At 60.9% G+C, this 24,855-nt stretch carries 21 protein-coding genes; 13 read left to right on the top strand and 8 right to left on the bottom strand.

Annotation, left to right across the window (positions count from 1 at the left end; genetic code table 11):
• Positions 1–4: 4 nt before the first annotated feature.
• The 13 genes from paaK to QYH43_RS06420 all read left to right on the top strand — a co-directional run bounded on the left by paaK (position 5) and on the right by QYH43_RS06420 (position 15,424).
• Positions 5–1,330, top strand: coding sequence for a phenylacetate--CoA ligase PaaK (paaK, locus tag QYH43_RS06480; RefSeq protein ID WP_095061016.1), 1,326 nt, complete (start codon positions 5–7; stop codon positions 1,328–1,330).
• 1,209 nt (positions 1,331–2,539) lie between these two features.
• Positions 2,540–3,529 (top strand): 1,2-phenylacetyl-CoA epoxidase subunit PaaA, encoded by a 990-nt coding sequence (paaA, locus tag QYH43_RS06475; RefSeq protein ID WP_095152855.1) that lies wholly within the window; start codon positions 2,540–2,542, stop codon positions 3,527–3,529.
• A gap of 126 nt (positions 3,530–3,655) precedes the next feature.
• A complete protein-coding gene (gene paaB / locus QYH43_RS06470; protein ID WP_007943393.1) occupies positions 3,656–3,937 on the top strand; it encodes a 1,2-phenylacetyl-CoA epoxidase subunit PaaB in 282 nt (93 codons plus the stop codon).
• 8 nt (positions 3,938–3,945) lie between these two features.
• The gene (gene paaC, locus QYH43_RS06465) at positions 3,946–4,707 is read left to right on the top strand and encodes a 1,2-phenylacetyl-CoA epoxidase subunit PaaC (protein WP_095152854.1); all 762 of its coding nucleotides are present in this window, start codon (positions 3,946–3,948) and stop codon (positions 4,705–4,707) included.
• A complete protein-coding gene (gene paaD / locus QYH43_RS06460; protein WP_095152853.1) occupies positions 4,694–5,227 on the top strand; it encodes a 1,2-phenylacetyl-CoA epoxidase subunit PaaD in 534 nt (177 codons plus the stop codon). The genes paaC and paaD overlap by 14 nt, the downstream gene beginning before the upstream one ends.
• A 34-nt stretch (positions 5,228–5,261) precedes the next feature.
• Complete coding sequence (gene paaE, locus QYH43_RS06455; protein ID WP_301156668.1) at positions 5,262–6,338, top strand: 1,2-phenylacetyl-CoA epoxidase subunit PaaE; 1,077 nt, start codon at positions 5,262–5,264, stop codon at positions 6,336–6,338.
• A gap of 148 nt (positions 6,339–6,486) precedes the next feature.
• Positions 6,487–6,795 (top strand): DUF485 domain-containing protein, encoded by a 309-nt coding sequence (locus QYH43_RS06450; protein WP_095061026.1) that lies wholly within the window; start codon positions 6,487–6,489, stop codon positions 6,793–6,795.
• Positions 6,792–8,438: a cation acetate symporter gene (locus QYH43_RS06445; protein WP_095152851.1), complete on the top strand. Its 1,647-nt coding sequence runs from the start codon at positions 6,792–6,794 to the stop codon at positions 8,436–8,438. Before QYH43_RS06450 ends, QYH43_RS06445 begins: the two co-directional genes overlap by 4 nt.
• 34 nt (positions 8,439–8,472) lie before the next feature.
• Positions 8,473–9,726, top strand: a complete 1,254-nt coding sequence (locus QYH43_RS06440; protein ID WP_095061030.1) for an OprD family porin — start codon at positions 8,473–8,475, stop codon at positions 9,724–9,726.
• 58 nt (positions 9,727–9,784) lie between these two features.
• Complete coding sequence (paaZ, locus tag QYH43_RS06435; protein ID WP_095152850.1) at positions 9,785–11,854, top strand: phenylacetic acid degradation bifunctional protein PaaZ; 2,070 nt, start codon at positions 9,785–9,787, stop codon at positions 11,852–11,854.
• A gap of 356 nt (positions 11,855–12,210) precedes the next feature.
• Positions 12,211–12,771 carry a YSC84-related protein gene (locus QYH43_RS06430; RefSeq protein WP_095061034.1) on the top strand — a complete coding sequence of 187 codons (561 nt, stop codon included), beginning with the start codon at positions 12,211–12,213 and terminating at the stop codon, positions 12,769–12,771.
• 269 nt (positions 12,772–13,040) lie between these two features.
• Positions 13,041–14,507, top strand: a complete 1,467-nt coding sequence (locus QYH43_RS06425; RefSeq protein ID WP_301156667.1) for a DUF3300 domain-containing protein — start codon at positions 13,041–13,043, stop codon at positions 14,505–14,507.
• Between the two features lie 26 nt (positions 14,508–14,533).
• Positions 14,534–15,424 (top strand): DUF2950 domain-containing protein, encoded by an 891-nt coding sequence (locus tag QYH43_RS06420; protein ID WP_095152848.1) that lies wholly within the window; start codon positions 14,534–14,536, stop codon positions 15,422–15,424.
• Positions 15,425–15,731: 307 nt separating this feature from the next.
• Here the strand turns inward: QYH43_RS06420 and QYH43_RS06415 are convergent, their stop codons facing one another.
• The 8 genes from QYH43_RS06415 to QYH43_RS06380 form a co-directional block, all read right to left on the bottom strand.
• A complete protein-coding gene (locus QYH43_RS06415) occupies positions 15,732–16,772 on the bottom strand; it encodes a Rieske 2Fe-2S domain-containing protein (protein WP_095061040.1) in 1,041 nt (346 codons plus the stop codon).
• A 178-nt stretch (positions 16,773–16,950) separates the two neighbouring features.
• Positions 16,951–18,327, bottom strand: a complete 1,377-nt coding sequence (locus tag QYH43_RS06410) for a DUF1329 domain-containing protein (protein ID WP_095152847.1) — start codon at positions 18,325–18,327, stop codon at positions 16,951–16,953.
• Positions 18,328–18,428: 101 nt separating this feature from the next.
• Positions 18,429–19,631, bottom strand: coding sequence for a helix-turn-helix transcriptional regulator (locus tag QYH43_RS06405; RefSeq protein WP_095152846.1), 1,203 nt, complete (start codon positions 19,629–19,631; stop codon positions 18,429–18,431).
• 75 nt (positions 19,632–19,706) lie between these two features.
• On the bottom strand, positions 19,707–20,915 hold the full coding sequence (locus QYH43_RS06400; RefSeq protein WP_095152845.1) for an acetyl-CoA C-acyltransferase: 1,209 nt from the start codon (positions 20,913–20,915) through the stop codon (positions 19,707–19,709).
• A 7-nt stretch (positions 20,916–20,922) separates the two neighbouring features.
• Positions 20,923–21,393 (bottom strand): MaoC family dehydratase, encoded by a 471-nt coding sequence (locus QYH43_RS06395; protein ID WP_095152844.1) that lies wholly within the window; start codon positions 21,391–21,393, stop codon positions 20,923–20,925.
• Between the two features lie 10 nt (positions 21,394–21,403).
• Positions 21,404–22,189 (bottom strand): SDR family oxidoreductase, encoded by a 786-nt coding sequence (locus QYH43_RS06390; protein ID WP_095152843.1) that lies wholly within the window; start codon positions 22,187–22,189, stop codon positions 21,404–21,406.
• A gap of 576 nt (positions 22,190–22,765) precedes the next feature.
• Entirely contained in the window at positions 22,766–23,644 is an 879-nt protein-coding gene (locus tag QYH43_RS06385; protein WP_095152842.1) for an SDR family oxidoreductase, read from the bottom strand.
• Positions 23,645–23,700: 56 nt separating this feature from the next.
• Positions 23,701–24,852 carry an acetyl-CoA C-acetyltransferase gene (locus QYH43_RS06380; protein ID WP_060543482.1) on the bottom strand — a complete coding sequence of 384 codons (1,152 nt, stop codon included), beginning with the start codon at positions 24,850–24,852 and terminating at the stop codon, positions 23,701–23,703.
• Positions 24,853–24,855: the final 3 nt, after the last annotated feature.

Below are 24,855 nucleotides of genomic sequence, written 5' to 3'. Positions count from 1 at the left end.
ACACATGAACATGCCAATAGCCCAAGCCGTGCTGAATCCTGTGCTGGACCCGCTGGAAACCGCCAGCATCGACGAGCTGCGCCAGCATCAGCTGGAGCGCCTGCGCTGGAGCCTGAACCACGCCTACAACAACGTGCCGCTGTACCGTCAGCGCTTCGATGCGCTGGGCGTGCACCCCGATGACATCAAGTCCCTCGACGACCTGGCGAAATTCCCTTTCACCACCAAGGCCGACCTGCGCGACAACTATCCCTACGGCATGTTTGCCGTGCCAATGAACGACATCGTGCGCCTGCACGCCTCCAGTGGCACCACCGGCAAACCGACCGTGGTCGGCTACACCCAGAACGACATCGACACCTGGGCCAACGTGGTGGCGCGTTCGATCCGCGCCGCCGGTGGCCACCGTGGCGACAAGGTGCACATTTCCTACGGCTACGGCCTGTTCACCGGCGGCCTCGGCGCGCACTACGGCGCTGAACGCCTGGGTTGCACGGTGATTCCGATGTCCGGCGGCCAGACCGAAAAACAAGTACAGCTGATCAAGGATTTCCAGCCGGACATCATCATGGTCACGCCGTCCTACATGCTCAACATCGCCGATGAAATCGAGCGCCAGGGCATCGACCCGCACAAACTGGCCCTGCGCCTGGGTATCTTCGGCGCCGAGCCGTGGACCGCCGAACTGCGCAGCGCCATCGAGAACCGCCTGGGCATTACGGCGCTGGATATTTACGGCCTCTCGGAAATCATGGGGCCGGGTGTCGCCATGGAATGCGCCGAAACCAAGGACGGCCCGACCATCTGGGAAGACCACTTCTACCCGGAAATCATTGACCCGGTCACCGGCGAAGTGCTGCCGGACGGACAGATGGGCGAACTGGTGTTCACCTCATTGAGCAAAGAAGCCCTGCCGATGATCCGCTACCGCACCCGCGACCTGACGCGCCTGCTGCCGGGCACCGCACGGCCGATGCGGCGTATCGACAAGATCACCGGGCGCAGCGATGACATGCTGATCATTCGTGGCGTTAACGTGTTTCCGACGCAGATCGAGGAACAGGTTCTCAAAGTTAAACAACTTGCCGAGTGTTATGAGATTCATCTGTATCGCAATGGCAACCTGGACAGCGTGGATGTGCATGTCGAGCTCAAGGCTGAGCACCAGCATCTGACCGAGGAACAGCAGAAGGCTGTTTGCGGGGAGCTGAGCAAGCACATCAAGACGTACATCGGGATCAGTTCGCGGATTGTTTTGCAGCCGTTTCATTCGATCAAACGGTCGGAGGGCAAGGCTTGCCACGTGTTGGATAAACGTCCTAAAGCATGACTGCTGCACCCTTTATGGCCCCGCTTATTGCGGGGCTTTTTTTTGGGTTTCGTGTGTATATCCGTTTCTTCGGTAACGGCCGCCAATGGTTCCGCTCTTACAGCGGGTCACTTGGAAAAACGGAGTGCCGCCCAACCCCAAGTAACCAAGGGCTCTTGCCCCTGACATTCGGTGCCTCGCTGTGGCTCGGCCTCACGAGTGGGCGTGTACCGCAACAGCGTCCGAGGCGACCTACCGGCCGGCCTGTTTCTGATGCGTACGCGCTCCCCTGTAGGAGCTGTCGAGTGCAACGAGGCTGCGATCTTTTGACTCTGTTTTTTTACAGGCAGGATCAAAAGATCGCAGCCTTCGGCAGCTCCTACGGAGTGATACATCCGCGAATTCAGGTCGGCTGTTGGGCCGCCATCGCTGGCAAGCCAGCTCCTACAGTTGATCGGCGTACCTCCACGCTTCTCACCACTCATCAGGCCGAGCGTCAGCTCGCCTGCAGCTTTTGATCCACCCGCCCCCTCGGGAGAGTGATACATCCGCGAATTCAGGTCGGCTGTCGGCCGCCATCGCTGGCAAGCCAGCTCCTACAGTTGATTGGCGTACACCCACGCTCTTCACCACTCACCAGGCCGAGCGTTAGCTCGCCTTCCGCTTTTGATCTCGGGAAAGTGATACATCCGCGAATTCAGGTCGGCTGTTGGGCCGCCATCGCTGGCAAGCCAGCTCCTACAGTTGATTGGCGTACACCACGCTTCTCACCACTCATCAGGCCGAGCGTTAGCTCGCCTTTCGCTTTTGATCCACCCGCCCCCTCGGGAGGCTGAGTGGAGGTGTTCATCCGGGGATTGGCGCGCAGCGCCGTTCGACGCAGTCGAACTCATTGCATGTAGGTCGTAGCGAAGCAGACCGGAGGGCAATGCCCCCGGATGAATGCCGGAGCGAAGGAACGCCGAGCCTCAGCGAGGGGCCGTACGTAAGGGGCGAGACCTTTTGGTTACTTTTGGGGCGTTTGCCAAAAGTGACCCGCTGTAAGAGCGGAACCATAAGTCGCCATTACCGCAGCAACGGATATGTACACCCCCCCCCAAAAAAAGCGACCCCCCATCCAAAGCGATACAAAAAACAAATACGACACGTCATTTTGTGTTTGATATTAATTTCCGTATCGCTTATAAAGTTCTCCATGCCTCAGAACAGATTCAAGGCGGGAGAACAAAAATGTACGCACAGCTCGTAGAAACAGGCGTCAAGCGCATCAAGGACCTCTCGGAGATGTCCGAAGAGGAACGCGCCTTCCAGGAAAAAATCGATTCAGAAATCAAGATCGAAGCCAAGAACTGGATGCCAGATGCTTACCGCCAGACTTTGATCCGGCAGATTTCCCAGCACGCCCACTCCGAAATCGTCGGCATGCTGCCCGAAGGCAACTGGGTCACCCGCGCGCCAAGCCTCAAACGCAAACTGCAACTGATGGCCAAGATCCAGGACGAAGCCGGCCACGGCCTGTACCTGTACAGCGCCATGGAAACCCTGGGCGCCGACCGCGATGAAGAAATCGCCAAGCTGCACAGCGGCAAGGCCAAATACTCGAGCATCTTCAATTACCCGACGCTGAACTGGGCCGACATGGGCGCGGTGGGCTGGCTGGTGGATGGCGCGGCGATCGTCAACCAGGTAGTGCTCCAGCGCACTTCCTACGGCCCCTACTCCCGGGCCATGGTGCGCATCTGCAAGGAAGAGAGCTTCCACCAGCGCCAAGGCTACGAAATCCTCCTGACCATGATGCGCCACGGTACCCAGGCGCAAAAAGACATGGTCCAGGACGCGATCAACCGCCTGTGGTGGCCGTCTCTGATGATGTTCGGCCCAAGCGACGAACACTCGCCGAACAGCGCGCAATCCATGGCCTGGAAGATCAAGCGCCAGAGCAACGACGAACTGCGCCAGCGCTTCATCGACCAGACCATTCCGCAGCTGGAGTTGCTGGGCTGCACCTGCCCTGACCCGGACCTGAAGTGGAACGCCGAAACCGGCCACTACGACTTCGGCGACATCCAGTGGAGCGAGTTCTACGAAGTGCTCAAGGGCAACGGCCCGTGCAACCAGGAACGCGTCGCCACCCGCCGCAAGGCGATTGAAGACGGTGCCTGGGTTCGCGAAGCCGCCGTCGCCCACGCCCGCAAAAAACAAAACAAGAACGCCGCATAAGGCAATCCGACCCCCTGTAGGAGCTGCCGAAGGCTGCGATCTTTTGGCGCTTTTGAAGCCGCTGAAGATCAAAAGATCGCAGCCTGCGGCAGCTCCTACAGAAGCAAACGATGTGGAGTAACTGAAATGTCCGAGTGGACCCTCTTCGAAGTTTTCGTGCGCAGCAAGCACGGCCTCAACCACAAGCACGTCGGTAGCGTGCATGCCGCCGACACCACCATGGCCATCGAGAACGCGCGCGAGCTGTACACCCGTCGCAGCGAAGGCGTGAGCCTGTGGGTGGTGCCTTCGGCGCTGATCACCGCCTCGTCGCCGGATGAAAAAGACCCGCTGTTCGATCCGTCGGACGACAAGGTTTACCGCCACGCCAGCTTCTACGAGCTGCCGGCCGAAGTCGGGCACATGTGAGGTCGACCATGGACAACAAGACTGATCTGATCGAATACCTGTTGCGCCTCGGCGACAGCGCCCTGATCCAGGGCCAGCGCCTGTGCCAATGGTGCGGCAAGGCCCCGGCACTGGAAGAAGAGCTGGCGCTGATGAACGTCGGCCTCGACCTGGTGGGCCAGGCGCGCAACTGGCTGGAATACGCCGCCGAACTGCTGGACGACGGCCGTAATGCTGATGACCTCGCATTCCGCCGCGACGAACGCGCTTATCGCAACCTGCTGCTGGTGGAACAACCCAACGGCGACTTCGCGGTGACCATGCTCAAGCAGTTCCTCTATGACGCCTGGCATTTGCCGGTACTGCAGGGCCTGAGCCAGTCCAGCGATGAACGCATCGCCGGGATCGCCGCCAAAGCCGTCAAGGAAGTGACCTACCACCTGCGCCGCTCCGGCGAATGGATCGAGCGCATGGGTGACGGCACCGAGGAAAGCCACCAGCGCATGCTCGCGGCAATCCCCGAAGTCTGGCGCTTCACCATCGAACTCATCGCCGCCGATGACAGTGAACAACGCTTGAACGCAGCCGGCATCACCCCGGACATCGCCAGCGTGGCTGCCCAATGGCAAGCCAAGGTCGAGCAGATTTTCACCAGCGCCACCCTGCCCGTGCCTGCCGCGCCGAGCTATTTCTACCTGAATGCTCGTACCGGCCTGCACACCGAACACCTGGGCATTCTGCTGGCTGAAATGCAGTTCCTGCCACGAGCGTATCCCGATGCAACCTGGTGAGTTGATCGCCAGCGACCTCGGCGCCCGGCCGGCTCAACCGACCGACCTGGCGGCTGCGTGGGCGATTCTGTCTGAGGTCATGGACCCGGAAGTGCCGGTGGTCAGCGTGGTTGACCTGGGCATCGTCCGCTACCTCGACTGGCAGGCCGGTCACCTTCACGTGGTGGTCACGCCGACCTACTCCGGTTGCCCGGCCACCGAAGTGATCGAGAGCGACATCCGCGAAGCGCTGGAACTCGCCGGATTCAAGGCGCCGCAACTGGAGCGCAAGTTGACCCCGGCCTGGACCACTGACTGGATCAGCGACAGCGGTCGCGAACGTCTGCGCGCCTACGGCATCGCACCGCCCGAGGGCAGCACCAGCAAGCGCAGCCTGCTCGGTGAAAGCCCGCAGGTTGTGTGCCCGCAGTGCGGCAGCGCCCACACCGAGGTGCTCAGCGAGTTTGGCTCCACCGCGTGCAAGGCGTTGTATCGCTGCGTCGATTGCCGGGAACCGTTCGACTATTTCAAGTGCATCTGAGCGGCGAATCGGCCGTCCCAGCTGGAGAATAACAATGAGCAAATTTCACATCCTGACCATCAAGGACGTGCGCGCCGAGACCCGTGACGCGGTGTCCATCGCCTTCGAGATTCCGCAGGAATTGCAAGACAGCTTTCACTACACCCAAGGCCAGCACCTGGTGATGCGCACCCAACTGGACGGCGAAGAAGTTCGTCGTTCCTATTCGATCTGCACCGGGGTCAACGACGGTGAGTTGCGTGTCGCCATCAAGCGTGTGGCGGGTGGGCGCTTCTCGGCGTTTGCCAACGAACAACTGAAAGCCGGACACACCCTGGAAGTGATGCCACCGGCCGGGCACTTCTGCGTTGAACTCGACCCGGCGCGCCATGGCAATTACCTGGCCGTGGCTGCAGGTAGCGGGATCACGCCGATCCTGTCGATCATCAAGACCACCCTGGAAACCGAGCCCCACAGCCGCGTCACGCTGCTATACGGCAACCGTTCCAGCTCCGGCGCGTTGTTTCGCGAGCAGCTGGAAGACCTGAAAAACCGTTACCTGCAACGCCTGAACCTGATCTTCGTGTTCAGCCGCGAGCAGCAGGACGTCGACCTGTACAACGGCCGGATCAACGCCGACAAGTGCGAGCAACTGTTCAGCCGCTGGCTCGACGTCAAGGCCCTCGACGCCGCGTTCATCTGCGGCCCGCAGGAAATGACCGAGACCGTGCGCGACAGCCTCAAGGCCAAGGGCATGCAACCCGAGCGCATCCATTTCGAACTGTTCGCCGCCGCCGGCAGCGAGCAAAAACGCGAAGCCCGTGAGGCGGCGCGCCAAGTGGATTCAGCGGTCAGCCAGATCACCGTGATCAGCGACGGCCGCGCCCTGGCCTTCGACCTGCCGCGCAACAGCATGAGCATCCTCGACGCGGGTAACGAGCAAGGTGCGGAACTGCCCTACTCGTGCAAGGCCGGCGTGTGCTCGACCTGCAAGTGCAAGGTCATCGAAGGCGAAGTGGAAATGGACAGCAACCACGCCCTGGAAGACTACGAAGTGGCCGCCGGCTATGTGCTGTCGTGCCAGGCCTTCCCGATCAGCGACAAAGTGGTACTGGATTTCGATCAGCTCTGAAAAGCAACACCTCCCTGTAGGAGCCGGCTTGCTGGCGATAAGGCCAATGATTTCACCGGTGATTTCACCGGCCTTATCGCCAGCAAGCCGGCTCCTACAGGGGGAAAACCGTGGTCACCCCAAAAAAAACAAAAAAAGGACGCTACCCATGAGCCCGCAAGAAGTAGAACTCATCCGCCAGCACCCGGATTTCATCCAGCTGGTTCGCCGTAAACAGAAGCTGTACTGGTCGCTGAGCCTGGCCATGCTGGTGATTTACTACGGCTTCGTGCTGCTGGTGGCTTTCTCCCCTTCTACCCTCGGCCAATCCCTGAACGGCGGCGTGACCACCGTGGGCATGCTGGTGGGTGTCGTCATCGTCGGGCTGGCCTTTGCGCTGACCGGGTTCTATGTCTATCGCGCCAACAACGTGATCGATCCGCTGAATGAAAAACTCAAGCAGGAGTGCGCCCGATGAGCCGCCTTCTCGCGCTGTTCCTGCTGCCGCTGGCGGCTGTCACGGATGTTGCGCTGGCCGCCGACGGCGTCGCCCGCCCACTGAACTGGAACGCCATCGGCATGTTCCTGGTGTTCGTGCTGTTCACCCTTGGCGTGACACGCTGGGCGGCACTTCGCACCCGCTCCACCAGCGATTTTTATACCGCTGGCGGCGGCATGACCGGTTTCCAGAACGGTCTGGCGATTGCCGGCGACATGATCTCGGCGGCGTCGTTCCTCGGCATCTCCGCGATGATGTTCCTCAATGGCTACGACGGCTTGCTCTACGCACTGGGCGTTTTGGCCGGCTGGCCGATCATCCTGTTCCTGATTGCCGAGCGCCTGCGCAACCTGGGCAAGTACACCTTTGCCGACGTGGTTTCCTATCGACTGGAACAGACCCCGGTGCGCCTGACCTCTGCCTTCGGCACCCTGACCGTGGCCCTGATGTACCTGGTGGCGCAGATGGTCGGCGCCGGCAAGCTGATCGAATTGCTGTTCGGCATCGACTACCTCTACGCAGTGATGCTGGTCGGCGTATTGATGGTGTTCTACGTGACCTTCGGCGGCATGCTCGCCACCACCTGGGTGCAGATCATCAAGGCGGTGATGCTACTGTTCGGCACCACCTTCATGGCATTCATGGTGCTCAAGCACTTCGGCTTCAGCACTGAAGCGATGTTTGCCGGTGCCACCGCCGTGCATGCCAAGGGCAACGCGATCATGGCCCCCGGCGGCTTGCTGTCCAATCCGATCGATGCGATTTCTTTGGGCTTGGGCATGATGTTCGGCACCGCCGGCCTGCCGCACATCCTGATGCGTTTCTTCACCGTCAGCGATGCCAAGGAAGCGCGTAAAAGCGTGTTCTACGCCACCGGTTTTATCGGCTACTTCTACTTGCTGCTGATCATCGTCGGCTTCGGCGCCATCGTCATGGTCGGCACCGATCCGGCGTTCCGTGACGCCAACGGCGCGATCATCGGCGGCGGCAACATGATCGCCGTGCACCTGGCCCAGGCGGTAGGCGGCAATCTGTTCCTCGGTTTCATCTCGGCGGTCGCTTTCGCCACCATTCTGGCGGTGGTGGCCGGGCTGGCACTGTCCGGCGCCTCGGCGGTGTCCCACGACCTGTATGCCTGCGTGATGCGTAAAGGAAAGGCCACCGAGCAACAGGAAATCCGCGTTTCGCGCATCGCCACCCTGTGCATCGGTGTGCTGGCGATCATCCTTGGCCTGCTGTTCGAATCGCAGAACATTGCCTTCCTCTCGGGCCTGGTGCTGGCCATCGCCGCGTCGGTGAATTTCCCGGTGCTGTTCCTTTCGATGTACTGGAAAGGCCTGACTACCCGGGGTGCCGTCACCGGCAGCCTGGCGGGCCTGGTGTCGGCGATTGTCTTGCTGGTGCTGAGCCCGGCGGTGTGGGTCAACGTGCTGCATCACGACAAGGCGCTGTTCCCTTACTCCAACCCGGCGCTGTTTTCCATGAGCCTGGCGTTCTTCAGTGCATGGCTGTTTTCCGTCACCGACACCTCGCCCCGTGCAGCCCTTGAGCGCGGTCGTTATCTGGCGCAGTTCATCCGTTCGATGACTGGCATTGGTGCCTCTGGCGCCAGCAAACACTGAATAACGACCGATGAGTTGGTAGGGAATAAAAATAATGAAACCCGCACGTACTGCACCTTTTGAATCACTGTTTTCGCTGGCCGCCGCATTGAGCCTGCCCATGATCGCGCCCTGCGCCATGGCCGACTTCATCGGCGACAGCAAGGCCCGCATTGATATGCGCAATCACTACATCAATCGCGATTTCCGTCAGGACAACGCGCCGCAATCCAAGGCCGAAGAATGGGCCCAGGGATTCACTGCGCGCATCGAGTCCGGGTTCACCGACGGTACTTTCGGTGTCGGTCTCGACGCACTGGGCGAACTGGGGCTCAAGCTCGACTCCAGTCCTGATCGCCGTGGCACCGGGCTGCTGCCGTTCGGCCCGCAGAGCCATGAGCCCGACGACGAGTACAGCGAACTGGGGCTGACCGGCAAACTGCGCGTATCCAAAAGCGTATTGAAACTCGGCACCCTGCAACCCTTGCTGCCGGTCGCAACCTATAACGACACACGCCTTTTGAGCTCGACCTTCGAGGGCGGCTTGTTGACGAGTCAGGACATCAATGGCCTGACCCTGAACGCCGGACGTCTGACCAAGGCCAACCTGCGGGATTCTTCCAGCAACGATGACATCGGCTACGGCGCCGCCAGCAGTGATCACTTCGATTTCGGCGGAGGCAGCTACGCATTCAGCCCGCAACTGAACGTGAGCTACTACTACGGCAAGCTTGAACAGATCTATCGCCAGCAATTCGTCGGGCTGGTGCATATGCAACCTTTGGGCAGCGGCTTCAACCTGCGCAGCGACATACGCTACTTCGACAGTCGCGGCGATGGCGCCGAAAAGGCCGGACGCATCGACAACCGCAACTTCAACAGCATGTTCACCGTGTCCCACGGCGCCCACAAGGTCAGCGCGACCTACCAGCAATTGTCCGGCGACAGCGCCTTCCCGTTTCTCAACGGTGGCGATCCGTACGTGGTCAACCTGGTGACCTACAACACCTACACCCGCGCCGAAGAGGACTCCTGGCAACTGCGTTACGACTATGACTTCGCGGCGCAAGGCATTCCCGGCCTGACCTTCATGACCCGCTACACCGACGGCAGCCATGTCAAGGCGGGCAGGGTCGACAACGGCAGCGAATGGGAGCGCGACACCGACATCAGTTATGTCATCCAGAGCGGCCCGTTCAAGGACGTCAGCTTGCGCTGGCGCAACGTGACCTTCCGTTCCGGTAATGGCTTGACGACCGACATCGATGAGAACCGCTTGATCGTCGGTTACACCCTGGCGCTTTGGTAATTCCGAAACAGTGCGGCTGCGGCCGCACTTACACTTTTCACAATCAGGAGCAATCGTGATGTCTCACGCCCCTACCCTGCATGCCCCTACCCTGCAGAGTTTTATCGCCGGTCGCTGGATCGGCCAACAGGGCGCACAAGTGCTGCGCAGTGCCATCGACGGCCATGAAATCGCCCGTACCCACGAAGAGCGCCCGGATTTCGCCGAAGCCATCGAGCATGGCCGCCGCCAAGGCATCAGCGGCTTGATGGCGCTGGACTTCCAGCAGCGCGCCCAGCGTCTCAAGGCCCTGGCCCTGTACCTGAGCGAGCGCAAGGAACAGCTCTACGCGATTTCCCACCACAGCGGCGCAACCCGGGCCGACAGCTGGATCGACATCGAAGGCGGCAACAGCACGTTGTTCACCTACGCCAGCCTCGGTTCCCGTGAACTGCCGTCAGGCAACGTCGTCCACGAAGGCCCGGCGATGCAGCTGAGCAAACTGGGCACCTTCGCCGGCACGCACATTCTGGTGCCACGCGGCGGCCTGGCCGTGCACATCAACGCGTTCAACTTCCCGATCTGGGGCATGCTGGAAAAATTCGCCCCGAGCTTCCTTGCCGGCATGCCGTGCATCGTCAAACCGGCCAGCGCCACCAGTTACCTGACTGAAGCCGTGGTCCGCCTGATGGACGAATCCGGCCTGTTGCCGGCAGGCAGCCTGCAATTGATCATCGGCGGCACCGGCGACCTGCTCGACCGTCTGCAAGGCCAGGACGTGGTGACTTTCACCGGTTCCGCCGACACCGCGGCCAAGCTGCGGGTCAACCCGAACCTGATCCGCAATTCGGTACCGTTCAACGCCGAAGCCGACTCGCTGAACTGCGCAATCCTCGCCCCGGACGTGACCCCGGATGACGAAGAGTTCGAGCTGTTCATCAAGGAAGTCGCCCGGGAAATGACCACCAAGGCCGGGCAGAAATGCACCGCCATCCGCCGCGCCATCGTCCCGGCCAAGCACATCGACGCCGTGGCTACTCGCCTGCGTGATCGCCTGGCCAAAGTCGTGGTCGGCGACCCGTCGGTGGAAGGCGTGCGCATGGGCGCACTGGCTTCCCACGATCAGCAGAAAGACGTGAGCGAACGCCTGGAAGCCCTGTTGCAGAGCAGCGACATGCTGTTCGGTGCCCGCGACGGTTTCGAACCGCGCGGTGAAAATGTCGACAAAGGCGCGTTCTTCGCCCCAACCCTGTTGCAGGCCCGCGACCCGCACGCTGAAGGCGGCGCCCACGATATCGAAGCGTTCGGCCCGGTCAGCACCCTGATGGCCTACGACGATCTGGACGAAGCTCTGGCCCTGGCCGCACGCGGCAAAGGCAGCCTGGTGGCGAGTTTGATCACCAAAGACCCGAAAATCGCCGCCAAAGCCATCCCGGTAGCGGCCGCATTGCATGGTCGTCTGTTGGTGCTGGATCGCGAGTCCGCTGGCGAATCCACCGGCCACGGCTCGCCGCTGCCACAACTCAAGCATGGCGGCCCGGGACGTGCTGGCGGTGGTGAAGAACTCGGCGGCCTGCGAGCAGTGAAGCATTACCTGCAACGTGCAGCGGTGCAAGGCTCGCCAACCATGCTGGCAGCAGTCACCGGCGAATTCGTCCGTGGCGCGAAAGTCATCGAGACTGAAGTCCATCCGTTCCGCCGCCACTTCCAGGACCTGCAGATCGGCGAGTCGCTGCTGACCCACCGTCGCACCGTCACCGAAGCGGACCTGGTGAACTTCGGCTGCCTGTCGGGCGACCACTTCTATATGCACTTCGACGATATCGCGGCCAAGGAATCGCAATTCGGCAAGCGCATCGCCCACGGTTACTTCGTGCTCTCGGCGGCAGCCGGTCTGTTCGTCTCCCCTGGCGTCGGCCCGGTACTGGCCAACTACGGCCTGGACACTTTGCGCTTCATCAACCCGGTGGGCATCGGCGACACCATCCAGGCGCGCCTGACCTGCAAGCGCAAGATCGACCAGGGCAAGACTAGCCCGCAAGGCATCCCGCAAGGGGTGGTGGCGTGGGACGTGGAAGTCACCAACCAGTTGGGAGAGCTGGTGGCCAGCTATGACATCCTGACGCTGGTGGTGAAGCGCGAGGACTAAACCCGCCTCAGAGATCGTTCCCACGCCGTGGGAACGATCCTTCAACGTTGAACGGCGATCAAACGCGTAAAACAAGCAACGCCGGATGATCGCGGCACGCGCTGAGCACCATGTAATCTGGCGCCAGGCACCCAATCCTGATGAAAAACCATTTGAACACGAACCCGCACATTGCCCGGTGGTCATAACAGGTGATGGCATCGCGATGGATCAGCGGCCTTGGGCCTCATTCAAGCGCGAAGCTGCATTTCACACACTGTAGGGTGCGCCGGATAACGTTCAGCGAACTCGGTCCCTGTCTGAGGCAGGTGCTGATCGCTGCCTTGCATCCAATGCTCCCTCTTCGGAGTACGGAAATGACTCAATCAATGCGGTACTTTCTGTCGTTCTTCCTCGCGGTTGCAACACTGGCATCGGCAAGTCTGCTGAACACTGCAGCAGCGGCCAGTGCCGAGGACCTGAATGCCGACGCTCGCCAAGCGTTGCAACTGCTCTACAAGAGCAATCCAACTGCCGAAACCCTCTCGCGCCAGGCCAAAGCCATACTGGTCTTCCCGAAAATCATCAAAGCAGGACTCGTGTTCGGTGGTAGCTATGGCGAAGGCGTGCTGATGAAGGGCACTAAAGTAGAGAACTATTACAACTCGGTCAGCGGGTCGTGGGGGCTGCAGGCCGGCGCCCAGTCGTATGGCTATGCGGTGTTTCTGATGACCGACAAGGCATTGAAATACATCACCGAAACCAAAGGCTGGGAAATCGGTGTAGGCCCCACCGTTGTCGTGGTGGATGAAGGGGTTGCGAAAAACCTGTCCAGCTCGACGATCAAAGACGACGCTTACGCCTTCATCTTCGACCAACAAGGGTTGATGGCCGGGATCAGTATCGAGGGTACGAAGATTTCCCTTATCAAGCGCTGACTTCTTTGAGATCGATTCCTGTCAGAGGTATTGGCGGGAATCGACCTCTTCTGCGCACATTTTGCCCTCCCGTTGCCTCCCGTAAACACCCGTGAATCTTTGCGCCAACCGCTCAAATCAGTGCGGCAATGAATCATTGGTAAAAATTGTTTGTTTGCGCCCTTCAAAAAACTGCATTGAAGCTAAGCTCAAGGGCTCGCAGGGTTGGTTTTTGCCTGCCTGACATTGATCCACTCACTTCAAGCCTGCCTGACCACATAGGGGGTGCAATGCGCATTCCAGTCCTTTACACGTTGTCAGCCGTACTGTTTTTGAGCGGATCCACCTGCCTGGCGCAGTCAACGACCGCACCCGCCAACGTCGTCAACCCGGCACCCGCCGCGGCGTTGGCCAAAACCCCGGTGTTTACCCAGGAACAGTTGGATCAGATGCTGGCACCCATTGCGCTTTACCCGGACCCGCTGCTGGCCCAGGTACTGATGGCGACCACCTACCCCGGCGAGATCACGGAGGCGGTAGCCTGGTCGAAGGCTCATCCGGACGCCAAGGGCGACGATGCGGTCAAACAAGTGGCGAGCCAGCCCTGGGATCCGAGCGTGCAGGCCCTGGTCGCCTTCCCTCAGGTTCTGGCAACGCTGGGGCAAGATCCCGTCTGGGTACAACGCCTGGGGGATGCCTTCCTGGCACAGCCCGACGATGTCATGCAGGGCGTGCAACGCTTGCGTCATCAGGCGCAGGCGGCAGGCAACCTGCAGAGCAATCAATATCAGAACGTGACCATCCAGAATAGTCCCGCACCGGCGCCGGCCCCCGCACAGGAAGCCCCTGCTCCAGCCCCCGCCAGCAGTTCCACCATCATCATTCAGCCCGCCGATCCGCAGGTGGTGTACGTGCCCACCTATAACCCGACAACCACGTATGGCACCTGGGCTTACCCGGCGTCACCTCCCGCGTACTATCCACCGCCACCTGCGTATTACCCAGGTCAGGCTTTGATGGCCGGGCTGGCATTCGGGACCGGCGTGGCTATCGTTGGGGCGTTGTGGGGCGAATGTGACTGGGACGATAACGACGTCGACATCGACGTCGACCGTTACAACAACATCAATGCCAACAATCGAATCAACAACGGTAACTGGGAGCACAACCCGGTTCACCGCAACGGCGTGCCTTATCGCGACGGCAAGAGCCGGGAACAGTACGGTCGACAACTCAACGGTGCGAATCAGCGTGAAGCCTACCGAGGCGACAACGCCCAACGTGCCCAGGCTCGTGAAAACGCCCGCAGTTCCATGGACCGGGCCGGTATCGAAAGACCGCCCACCAGCAACCTCGAAGCCCGTGACCAAGCACGCAGAGCCCAAGCCGGAACCTCGGACAGAAATCGGGCACAAGCAGGAGCAGACCGGCCTAGAACGGCTGACAGAAGCCAGGGCACGGCCAGAAATACTCGGGATAATCAGCAACAGAGAAATCAGTCCTCTCAGTTGAATCAGCGTAGAGACGGTCAAGCGCAAACGCGGCAAGCCAGCCAAAAGCGGCCCAAAGCCAGTACCGGCAGTGCCCGCAACAATGCGTTCGCCGGCGCCCGCTCACCGTCGAGGACTCAAGCTCAGGCCAACCGTGGCCGGGCCAGCCAGGCCTCTGCCCAACGTCCCCAAGCCTCGCGATCGGCCGGTCAGCAGGTCAGTCGGCCGTCCAATCCACCATCGCGTCAAAGGGGGGGCCGCCGTTGAAAAATCATCCTCAAGTGAAACGACTCATGGGCTCGCTTCCTCAGGTGCTTGCGATGACGGCCGGCTTGCTGTGGTCGTGTATCGCATCGGCACAGCAGGTATTTCCAACGCCAGAAAAGGCTGTCGAAGCGTTCGTCGAAGCATTGGGCACGGAGCACGCCGACCAGGCACGCCTGACAGAGTTACTGGGCAGCGAATGGCACAGCTTCATCCCGCGCGAAGGCGTACAGCGCAAAGACGTGGATGCATTTTTGCAGCATTACCGCGAGCAACACCGGATTGAAAAAACCGGTGATCGAAAGGCTGTTCTGGACGTCGGTGCAGACCACTGGACAATGCCTATTCCGTTGGTCGAGGACGCCAATGGCTGGCGCTTCGACACGAAGGCCGGCAGTGCCGAAATCCGTGCGCGTCGAATTGGCCGCAACGAGCTTAACGCGGTGCAATCGGTGCTGGCCTATCACGATGCCCAGATGGACTACGCGGCAGTGGACCGTGACGGTGACGGCGCCCTCGAATACGCACAGAAAATCTTCAGCACCGAAGGCAAGCACGACGGACTCTACTGGGCAGACGACGGCAGCGGCCAGATCAGCCCGCTCGGGCCTTCGTTCGGCAGAGCCATTGCCGACGAAGAATGGCGCGGCTACCGCTTTCGCATCCTTAAAGGCCAGGGCCCTTCGGCGCCCGGTGGCGCCTATAACTATCTCATCGGCGACAAGATGAGCCGAGGTTTTGCGCTGATCGCCTGGCCAGCGAAATATAACGACACCGGAGTGATGAGCTTCATGATCAGTCATGAAGGTCAGGTGTTCGAGAAGGACCTGGGGCCCGATGGAGAAAAAATCGGGCAAGCGATGAAGCGCTTCGATCCGGATGCCAGTTGGAAGGAAGTGGATGTAGACAAGGATCAATAACCGTTACCTAACGGAGATTAAGCCAGTTCGGGACACTCGAACTCATCGCGACACAGCTCGCATAACGCTTGCAGGCCAGGACGCTGGGGGATTCCGGCGGTACCGAAACCTGCACGGTCACCACCAGGGAAAACAGGACAAACAAGGGGACGACATAGGCAAGAAGACTTTTTATTTTCATTGTCAGTGCTCTCATGACCTTTGAATCCGACCTGCTCCACTGCCATGACTTGCAAGGTGGCAGGGCCGCTGCGTGCGGCGCCTTCGAGGACAAATGCTTATCGCGGGAAGGCGCCTTGTTGCTCTGTCAGCGCTCGTCGACCGTAATGAACTCGCGACGCTCGGCCATGAATGCCGGCACGTCGTCCTCATTGGTGAAGAACTGCTCGTACCACTCGCGCAGCTGGTAAACCGGGCCGTCGGTTTCTGCCAGCACCGGCTTGTCGATACGGATTTTGTGTTTCCAGATCACCACGTCCTGATAGAACGAGTCGCGGTTGCCCTGGACATAGGCCTTGGCCACTTCCTGGTTTTGTTCTTCAGTCCAGCCTGGTACGCGCTTGACCATGCAACCAAAGCGCAGGTCGAAGCTGTTCGGCGTCACCGGTACGTGGCTGTTGAGCAAAATGGCGTGGATGCGCACGTCGCCGAACATCGAGCTGATGTGCGTGAAGTGCGTGGCCGGGCCGTAGTAAGCCGATGGCGCGATCAGGTCACCGCCCAGGCGTTCGGAATCGCCATGGAAAATCTGATGGCCGATATGCCCTTCGAACACATTGGCGAAATACTTCGTCGGCGTCCCGTGCACCGGCCCGAAGTGCTGGGCATCTACCAGGTTATCAACCAACTCCCGTGGGTTGGTTTCGATGTGCATGGTGTCGATGTTCCAGTCATGAACCCAATCCGGATCATCCATCTCAGGCATATGCGGAATGATCACGCCCTCTTTTGGCGGGCGGCCTTCGGGGTTGTTCCAGACGAACAGCAGGTTGTTTTCCTCGCAGGTCAACCAGCTGCGGGTCTTGGCCTTGGGTGGAATGCGTTTGCAGTAAGGAATCTCTACGCACTTACCGCCAGTGTCGTACTTCCAATGGTGGAACGGGCAGACCAGCTTGTCGTTTTCGATGGTGCCCTGGGACAGGTCCGCGCCCATGTGCGGGCAATAGGCATCCAGAATACTGATCGTGCCCTGGCTGTCGGCAAAGGCCACCAGGCGGGTGCCGAAGACTTCCAGGGTATGGGGTTTGCCATCGCGGTAATCGCTGGCATTGCCCAGACAGTGCCAGCCGCGCGCGTAACGGTGGGTACGCTGGGCGTTCTCGATGTTGATTTCAGCGAGTTTCGTCATTGTTATTGTTCCTCGAGTGCAGACTTCGGGGCAGGCAATGCCCCCAAGAAATACAGGGTGATCCCATGGCGAACATCATTGAGGAGTCGCGCAAGCAGATCATCCTTCAGTTGGACTAGATCAAATGCGAGCCACTCTCAATCGGCGCCCATGGCCCGACGGGCGCCGTGCTTGAGGGTTATTGGCCGAAGCGCCGAGCGGCTTCCGGACCAAAGTCGCGGGGACTGAAACCGGGTTTGTTCAACAGGTAACCGTTGCGCTGCTCGTTGATCAGGTTGAACGCCAGGTAGCTGCCGGCATTGAGGTCGTAATACAGGCCGACGCCTGCTTGCTGGCGCTGGCTTTCGTAGGCGTAGAAGTAGTTGACCATTGAGGTACGCCACAGCTCGCCACGGTTGTCGTAATTGTCGGCGAGCATCGGGAACCAGGTGTCTTCGTCGACATACAACTTGCGTTTGCCATACAAGTGGCGATACCCGGGTTTGAGAGTGCCTTCCAGCTCCCAAACTCGATGGCGCTCATAGCGCATGACGTCGGGATTGATGTGGCCGGGGGTCAGCAGATCGGTGTACTTAAGATTGCCCGCGTGCAGGCGATAGGTGTTGTAGGGAATGTACATCTCGCGCTTGCCGACGATCTTCCAGTCGTAGCGCTGGCCCGAACCGTTGAACAGGCGCACTTCGTCCACCGTGATTGAGCCACCACTGCCAGGGAACGACATGTCGAAACCATAACCCGGCGACTGACGCACACGACGGGTGCCGGGATCGTAACGCCAGGCCTGGCGCGGTTCGGTCTTATCGTTCCAGAACTCGGTGCCGGTATTGATCTCGCCCTTGTCCCGTTGCGGCAGCAAGGTCTCGTTGAGATAGAACGACGAGTTGCCGCTGGTTTCGCCAATCTTGCCTGGCTCCAGCGCCGGTGCCAGGTTGCGCGAATGCACGCGACCCCAGTTGATGTTGCCGTCCTTAAGCACGTAGGCGTTATCCGAGACGTATTCCTCGGTCCAGGCGCGCAAGGTAAACGTCGAGGCGTTTTTCAATAGTTCCAGGCCGCTGCGCGGTACTGGGAACGGTGTGCCGCCGGTCTTGCCGACCACGCCTTCGCCGTCATCCACCAAACGCGCGACACTGGCGTTTTCACGCGTGGCCTGGCAGACCGCGTCGTTGTAACGAAAATCCCGATGCGAGGGATAGACCGGCATTTTGTAAGTGCCCGGGTACAGCTTGAACAGCGCTTTCTGGCCGTCGGACAGGTAGTCGCTGTATTGCGCGATGTTCTGCGCGGTGATCACGAACAGCGGCTTTTCGTCCGGGTACGGATCCACCGGATGGTTGCCCGTGCCCTTGAAATCGACGTGGGGCGGTGCACCCAGCCACTTGCCGCTGAACGCTGGAATGCTACCGTCGGCATTGCCGGCCTTTTCCGCGCCCAGGCACGTCAAGTCGTTGCCCAATCGCGGGATGTCTTCCGGTGCGGCATGCACCGTGCCGATGGCACTGCACCCCAATAACAACACCAAGGCCCAGCCAGGGGACTGATTACTGCCGGTCATTTTTATTCTCCTTAGGTTCGACAACGGTTGCCCAGTATCGACAGCCCAGGAACCTGGCAGCATCGTCCGCACGGACTAACGCATTTTTGCGCAGCCGCGCCTCACAACCGGGCCCCGGTCGGCTGTGGCGCGCCCAGGGCCACCACGCTGTTGAGCATGATCCGCACCAGCTCGGTCTGGCGCCGCACACCGGTCTTGGAGAAAATCGAACGCAAGTGCGCACGCGCGGTGTTACGGCGAATATTGAGCAGTTCCGAGGCTTCCTCCAACGACAGACCGTTGGCCAGTTCCAGGGCCAGTGCAGTTTCCGCCGGGGTCAGGTTGTACAGTTGCGACGTCAACACCGTACTCACCAGCGACTTGCTCACCGCATCGCGCACATACACCACCACCGTCGGCTTGCCGTTGCCTTCGAGCAGATCCCGGGAGGGAATCAACTCCACCACAACCCCCAGGCTGACCTGTCCGGAAGGACGGGAAATCGACGTCGCCTCAGCCACCTGCACACCCTTGCCGACACCCTGCCTGGCTCGCTGAAAAGCATTTCGCACCAGGCGAGTCAATTCACGATTGTCACTGGGATACGTGGCCTCCAGCCGACCGCCCACCACCTTGAGGCCGTCCTGACTGTCGAGAATGTCCCGGGCCACGGGATTGAGTTGCACCACGCTGCCGTTTTCATCGAGCACGATGGTCGCCACCGCAAGGCGGCTGATCGTCTGCGAATACAGACTGCCGAGGGACTCACTGCGGTCGAGCTGCGAATACAGGTGTAAGGTCCGGCGCAGGTGCGGCAACAACATGGCGCACATGGCCCGCTCGGTGTCACTGAAAGCTGGCTGACCCTGTGGTCGATTGATCCGAAAGCGCACCGTGCCGCCATCCGGCATGCGGATATCGGCACCGAGCATGTGGTAGCAATCGTAGGGTTGGCAGTACAGCAGGTAAAACGCCGAACTGGCCCACTCGGCATCGCTCATCAGTTCATCGATGGTGAACACGGTGTCGGTGGGCAAGCCTTCGAACAGGGTGGATTTGGCGTAGTAGGCATAATGGTTGATCCCGCCCTGCCCCAGTTCGACATCACCGGCAACCACCATCGGTGACAACAGCGGCTCATCCTGGACCCGCAGGATCAGGGTGACGAAATTGGCCTTGAACAATGCGCGGATCTCGCGCAACGAGTCGCTCAGGCAGCGAGTATTCATCGCTGCTTCGTAGATGTTGCCGATAATCCGTTCGTACTCGGCCAGCTCCAGGCCCATTTGCGCCAGGACCTGTGCATTGGGCATGTGACTTTGCATAACCATTCCCCAGCAGCGGGCCCGACCAGCGGGCCCCCATGGATTGAATCGCGACGGCGCGGCGCTCCGCTCGCCTCACGGCAGTTCGAACAGGCCTGCGGCGCCCATGCCGCCACCGATGCACATGGCAATGACCACATAGCGCACACCGCGCCGCCGTCCTTCGAGCAAGGCGTGGCCGACCATCCGCGCGCCGGACATACCGAAAGGATGCCCGATGGCAATCGCCCCACCATTCACGTTCAGGCGATCAGCCGGGATCTGCAGCGCATCGCGACAATGCAACACTTGGCTGGCAAAGGCCTCGTTGATTTCCCACAGGCCGATATCCGCGACCCCCAAGCCAAAGCGCTTGAGCAGCTTGGGAATGGCGATCACCGGGCCGATGCCCATTTCTTCTGGCGCGCAGCCGCCCACGGCAATACCGCGGTAGATGCCCAGTGGCGTCAATCCGCGACGCTTGGCCTCGGCACGACTCATCAGCAGGCTGGCCGCGGCACCGTCGGAGAATTGCGAGGCGTTGCCAGCGGTGACGAACTCGCCCTGCTCGATCCATTTGCCGTCCTTCCACACCGGCTTCAATCCGGCCAGATCTTCCAGGCGCGTATTGGGCCGGTTGCACTCGTCGCGCAGGACCTCCACGCGTTCATGGCCATTGGGCTGGCCATCGGCGGCGAACAGCAGCTTGTCGACGCTCAGGCCGACAATTTCCTCGTCGAACAGGCCATCACGCTGGGCGGCAGCGGTGCGTAGCTGGCTTTGCAGCGAGTATTCATCCTGGGCGGCGCGGCTAATGCCATAGCGGCGCGAGACAATCTCGGCGGTTTCGATCATCGGAATGTAGGCGCTGGGCATCACCTGCAGCACGGCTTCAGACTGCGCGCGAAAGCTGTTCTTGTGTTTGGTCTGGGTCAGCGACAGGGATTCCACGCCGCCGCCGATGGCGATGTTCATCTCGCCGGTCATGATGCCCTTCGCTGCCACACCGATACTCATCAGGCCGGAAGCGCACATCCGGTCCAGAGCCATACCCGGCACGCTGTCCGGCAATCCACCGGTGTAGGCACAGAGCCGACCGATGTTGTAGGCCTGGGTGCCCTGCTGGACCGCCGCGCCCATGATCACATCCTCGACATCAGCCGGCTCGATGCCGGCGCGCTCGACCACCGCGCGCACGACATGGCCGCCCAGCACCGGGGCCTCGGTATCGTTGAAGGATCCGCGAAACGACTTGGCCAGCGCGGTACGGGCGGTGGCGACGATGACAACTTCATTCAGGTCCATGGGCAACTCACTCGGAAATTGGGTTGAAGGTGTAGCGGCTTATGGTGTCGATCACGCAGCCCGGGCGCGTCTGGCCCTCGACTTCCATGGTCATGCGCACCACCAGTTGCACGGCGTCGCCCAGGGTTTCGGCGCGGATGATCTGGCCGCTGCCGCGCACTCGCGAGTCGACCTTGACCGGTGCAGGGAAGCGCACCCGGTCGCTGCCGTAGTTGACGCCCATGGCCATGTTTTCGATGGTCATCAGCTGCGGCATGAACAGATTGGACAGGGACTGAGTCAGGTAGCCGTGGGCAATGCAGGCACCAAAAGGACCGCTGGCGGCACGCACCGGGTCGACATGAATCCACTGGTGATCACTGGTCGCTTCGGCGAACAGGTCGATGCGTTGCTGGTCGATGGTCAGCCATTCGGTGTGGCCCAGGTCCAGGCCTTCGGCCGCAAGCAACGCCTGGGCACTGCTGAAAACGTGACTCATGATTGAATCCTCAAGCCTGTTGCGAACTGACGGACAGCACTTCGCCGACCATGTAGGAGGCATAGTCGCTGGCCAGGAACATCATCACGTTGGCCACTTCCCAGACTTCGGCGGCGCGACCGAACGCCTCACGCCCGGCGAGACTGGCTAGCAACTCTTCACTGGAGGCTTTCTTGAGGAAGTCGTGCAGGGCAATCGATGGCGATACCGCATTGATGCGCACACCAAACTCGGCGGCTTCAAGCGCACTGCAGCGGGTCAGCGCCATCACCCCGGCCTTGGCGGCGGCGTAATGGGCTTGTTCCTTCTGTGCCCGCCAACCGAGCACCGAGGCGTTGTTGACGATGGCGCCCGAACCACGGCGCTGCATGTGCGGCAACATCGCCCGCGTCATGCGGAAGGTACCGGTCAAGGTCACATCCAGCACCCGCAACCATTCTTCGTCACTCATCTCGACCACGCGCTTTTGACCACCCAAGCCCGCGTTGTTGATCAGCACATCGACCCCGCCCAACGCCTCTTCGGCGGCAGCCACCAGGGCCTGGACTTCGTCTTCGACAGTGACATTGCACAGCTGGCCATAAATCGCCTGCAGACCAGTCTCGGCCTTGAGGCGCTCCACTGCGTCTTCCAGGCGCCGCGAATGCACATCGGAAATCATCAGCGCTCGACAGCCTTCCTCAGCACTGCGGCGGGCCGCCGAATAACCGATGCCAGCGCCGGCAGCAGCGGTAATCAACACCGATTTTCCAGCCAGCAGTTGATGACCTGGCACATAAGGGGGGGCTTGTTTCACAGCGTCTACCTCCGAAGAAATCAATACGCTGCAGTTGTACGGAGGGAGCGATGCGGGCGCATCGTCAAAATGGGGTATGAAGGTGGAGAAGGATGACGTGGTGCAACGGATACACTGCGGTGCTAGCAAGATCAAAAGATCGCAGCCTTCGGCAGCTCCTACAGGGGGACGCGTTCACCAGAGATCAGGTCGGCCCGTAGGCCGCCTCGCTTTGGTTTTGGCTTTTGATCTTCTTGCCCCATCGAGAGGCCGAGCGCAGGTTCTGCGCAGTGGGTAACCCGGCATGGATGCCGGGTTAGCCGCGCACGGCCATGGATGGCCGATCGCGGCGGGCCCACGGAGCAGGACCGGAGCGAGGGTATGCCGAGCCACAGCGAGGCACCGAACGAAAGGGGCAAGAGCCCTTGGTTACTTGGGGCTTTTCCAAGTAACCCGCTGTAAGAGCGGAACCGTAAGTGGCCGTTACCGCAGGAATGGATATTTACTCGGTCAAAATCCAGGTCGGCTGTCAGGCCGCTATCGCTGGCAAGCCAGCTCCTACAGTTGATCGAGTGAGTCCGCGAGTGAGGCGGGGCTTCAAGTGCCCCAGACTTTCTGCGCCTTCGGCGCTTCGGCGAGGATCGCATCCACTGCCGCGCCGATTTCTTCTGCCTGCCACAACGCGCCTTTGTCGCGAGTGACGCCGGTGCGCCAGCCGTCACCGAGGGAAATTCGCCCGCCCTGACTTTCGAAGATCTGACCGCTGACGTGAGCCGACGCAGGGCTTCCCAGCCACACCACCAGCGGCGCAACGTTTTCCGCGGCCCAAGCATCAAAGCTACCGTCCTCGGGTTTTTTCACCACGTCGGGCATGGCGCCCTCGGTCATCGAGGTGCGTGCGGCCGGTGCCAGCGCGTTGGCGGTGACGCCGTAGCGAGCCAGTTCCGCCGCTTGCACCAGGGTCAGTGAAGCAATGCCGCCCTTGGCCGCCGAATAATTGGACTGTCCCACCGAGCCTTGCAGGCCGGCGCCGGAGCTGGTGTTGATGATCCGCGCATCAACCGGTGTGCCGGCCTTGGCCAGGTCGCGCCAGCGGCGGCCCAGGATGTTGGCCAGGCAGTAATGACCCTTGAGATGGACGCGCATAACCATGTCCCAGTCTTCTTCACTGAGGCTGATGAACATGCGGTCGCGCAACACCCCGGCATTGTTGATCAACACATGCACTTCACCGAACGCCGCAAATGCTGCATCGACGATGCGCTGCGCGGTGGCCAGGGTCGTAATGTCGTCGCTGTTGGCAATCGCCTGACCACCGTTGGCGCGAATCTCACCTGCCACATCTTCTGCAGCCTCGGCGCGAATATCGTTGACCACCACGTTGGCCCCTTGCGCAGCGAACGCCAGGGCGTAGGCGCGACCGAGTCCTCCGCCGGCCCCGGTGATGATCACGGTGCGGTCTGCACACATAGCCATGTTTGACTCCTCAAATGTTGGGTGGCCGCGCACCCGAAGCGGCGGCCGGCAAAAAATCACAAGCGTTCGATAATGGTCACGTTGGCCTGGCCGCCGCCTTCACACATGGTTTGCAAGCCATAGCGACCACCGCTGCACTCCAGTTCGTTGAGCAGCGTGGTCATCAGTCGTGCGCCGGTTGCGCCCAGCGGATGGCCGAGGGCAATCGCACCGCCATTGACGTTAGTGCGCGCAGGGTCGTAATCCAGCTCCTTGGCCCAAGCCATGACGACCGAGGCAAAGGCTTCGTTGATCTCCACGCGGTCGATGTCGGCCATGCTCAGGCCGCTTTTGGCCAAGGCCCGGCGGGTAGCCGCAATCGGGGCGGTGAGGTGCCAGATCGGATCGTCACCGAGCACCGTCAACTGATGAATCCGTGCCCGTGGCGTCAGGTCGTAGCGCTTGAGCGCCGCCTCGGACACCACCAGCAACGCCGCCGAGGCGTCGCAGGTCTGGCTGGAAACGGCCGCGGTGATCGAGGGAAATTGCGGGTCCACCGGTTGCAATTCGGCCATCTTCGCCAGGCTGCTGTGGCGCGGGGTTTCATCCACCGCCAGGCCCTGGCAGCTGACGATTTCCCGGGCAAAGCGGCCACTGGCGATGGCCGCCAAAGCGCGTTCGTGGCTTTGCAAAGCAAACGCTTCCATTTGCTCGCGGCTGATCTGCCAGTGATCGGCAATCCGTTGTGCCGCGTAGAACTGGTTCACTGGCTGCTGGCCAAACCGCGCGCGCCAGCCGACGCTGCCCGAGAACGGATCAGCAAAACCCAGCGGCTGGCCGGCGAGCATCGCCGAGGAAATCGGGATCTGGGTCATGGTCTGTACCCCGCCCACCGCAACCACATCCTGGGTGCCGCTCATCACCGCCTGCGCGGCGAAGTGCAGCGCCTGTTGCGACGACCCGCACTGGCGATCGACTGTGGTGCCGGGCACCGTCAGGGGTAAACCGGCGGCTAGCCAACTGGTGCGCGCGATATCGCCGGCCTGGGAACCGATGGTGTCGACGCAACCGAATATCACGTCGTCATAATCTTCCGCAGGGATCGCATTGCGCTCCACCAGCGCCTTGAGCACATGGGCGCCCAGGTCAATCGCGTGGATCTCGCTCAGCCCTCCCTTGCGTTTGCCGGTAGGGCTGCGCAGTGCATCAACAATGTAGGCCTGTGCCATGAC

The sequence above is a fragment of the Pseudomonas sp. C32 genome (assembly GCF_030417915.1).
In the GTDB taxonomy this organism is placed as follows: domain Bacteria; phylum Pseudomonadota; class Gammaproteobacteria; order Pseudomonadales; family Pseudomonadaceae; genus Aquipseudomonas.
The sequence above is the reverse complement of the archived record's forward strand: the minus strand, read 5'-3'. Positions and strand labels throughout refer to the sequence as shown.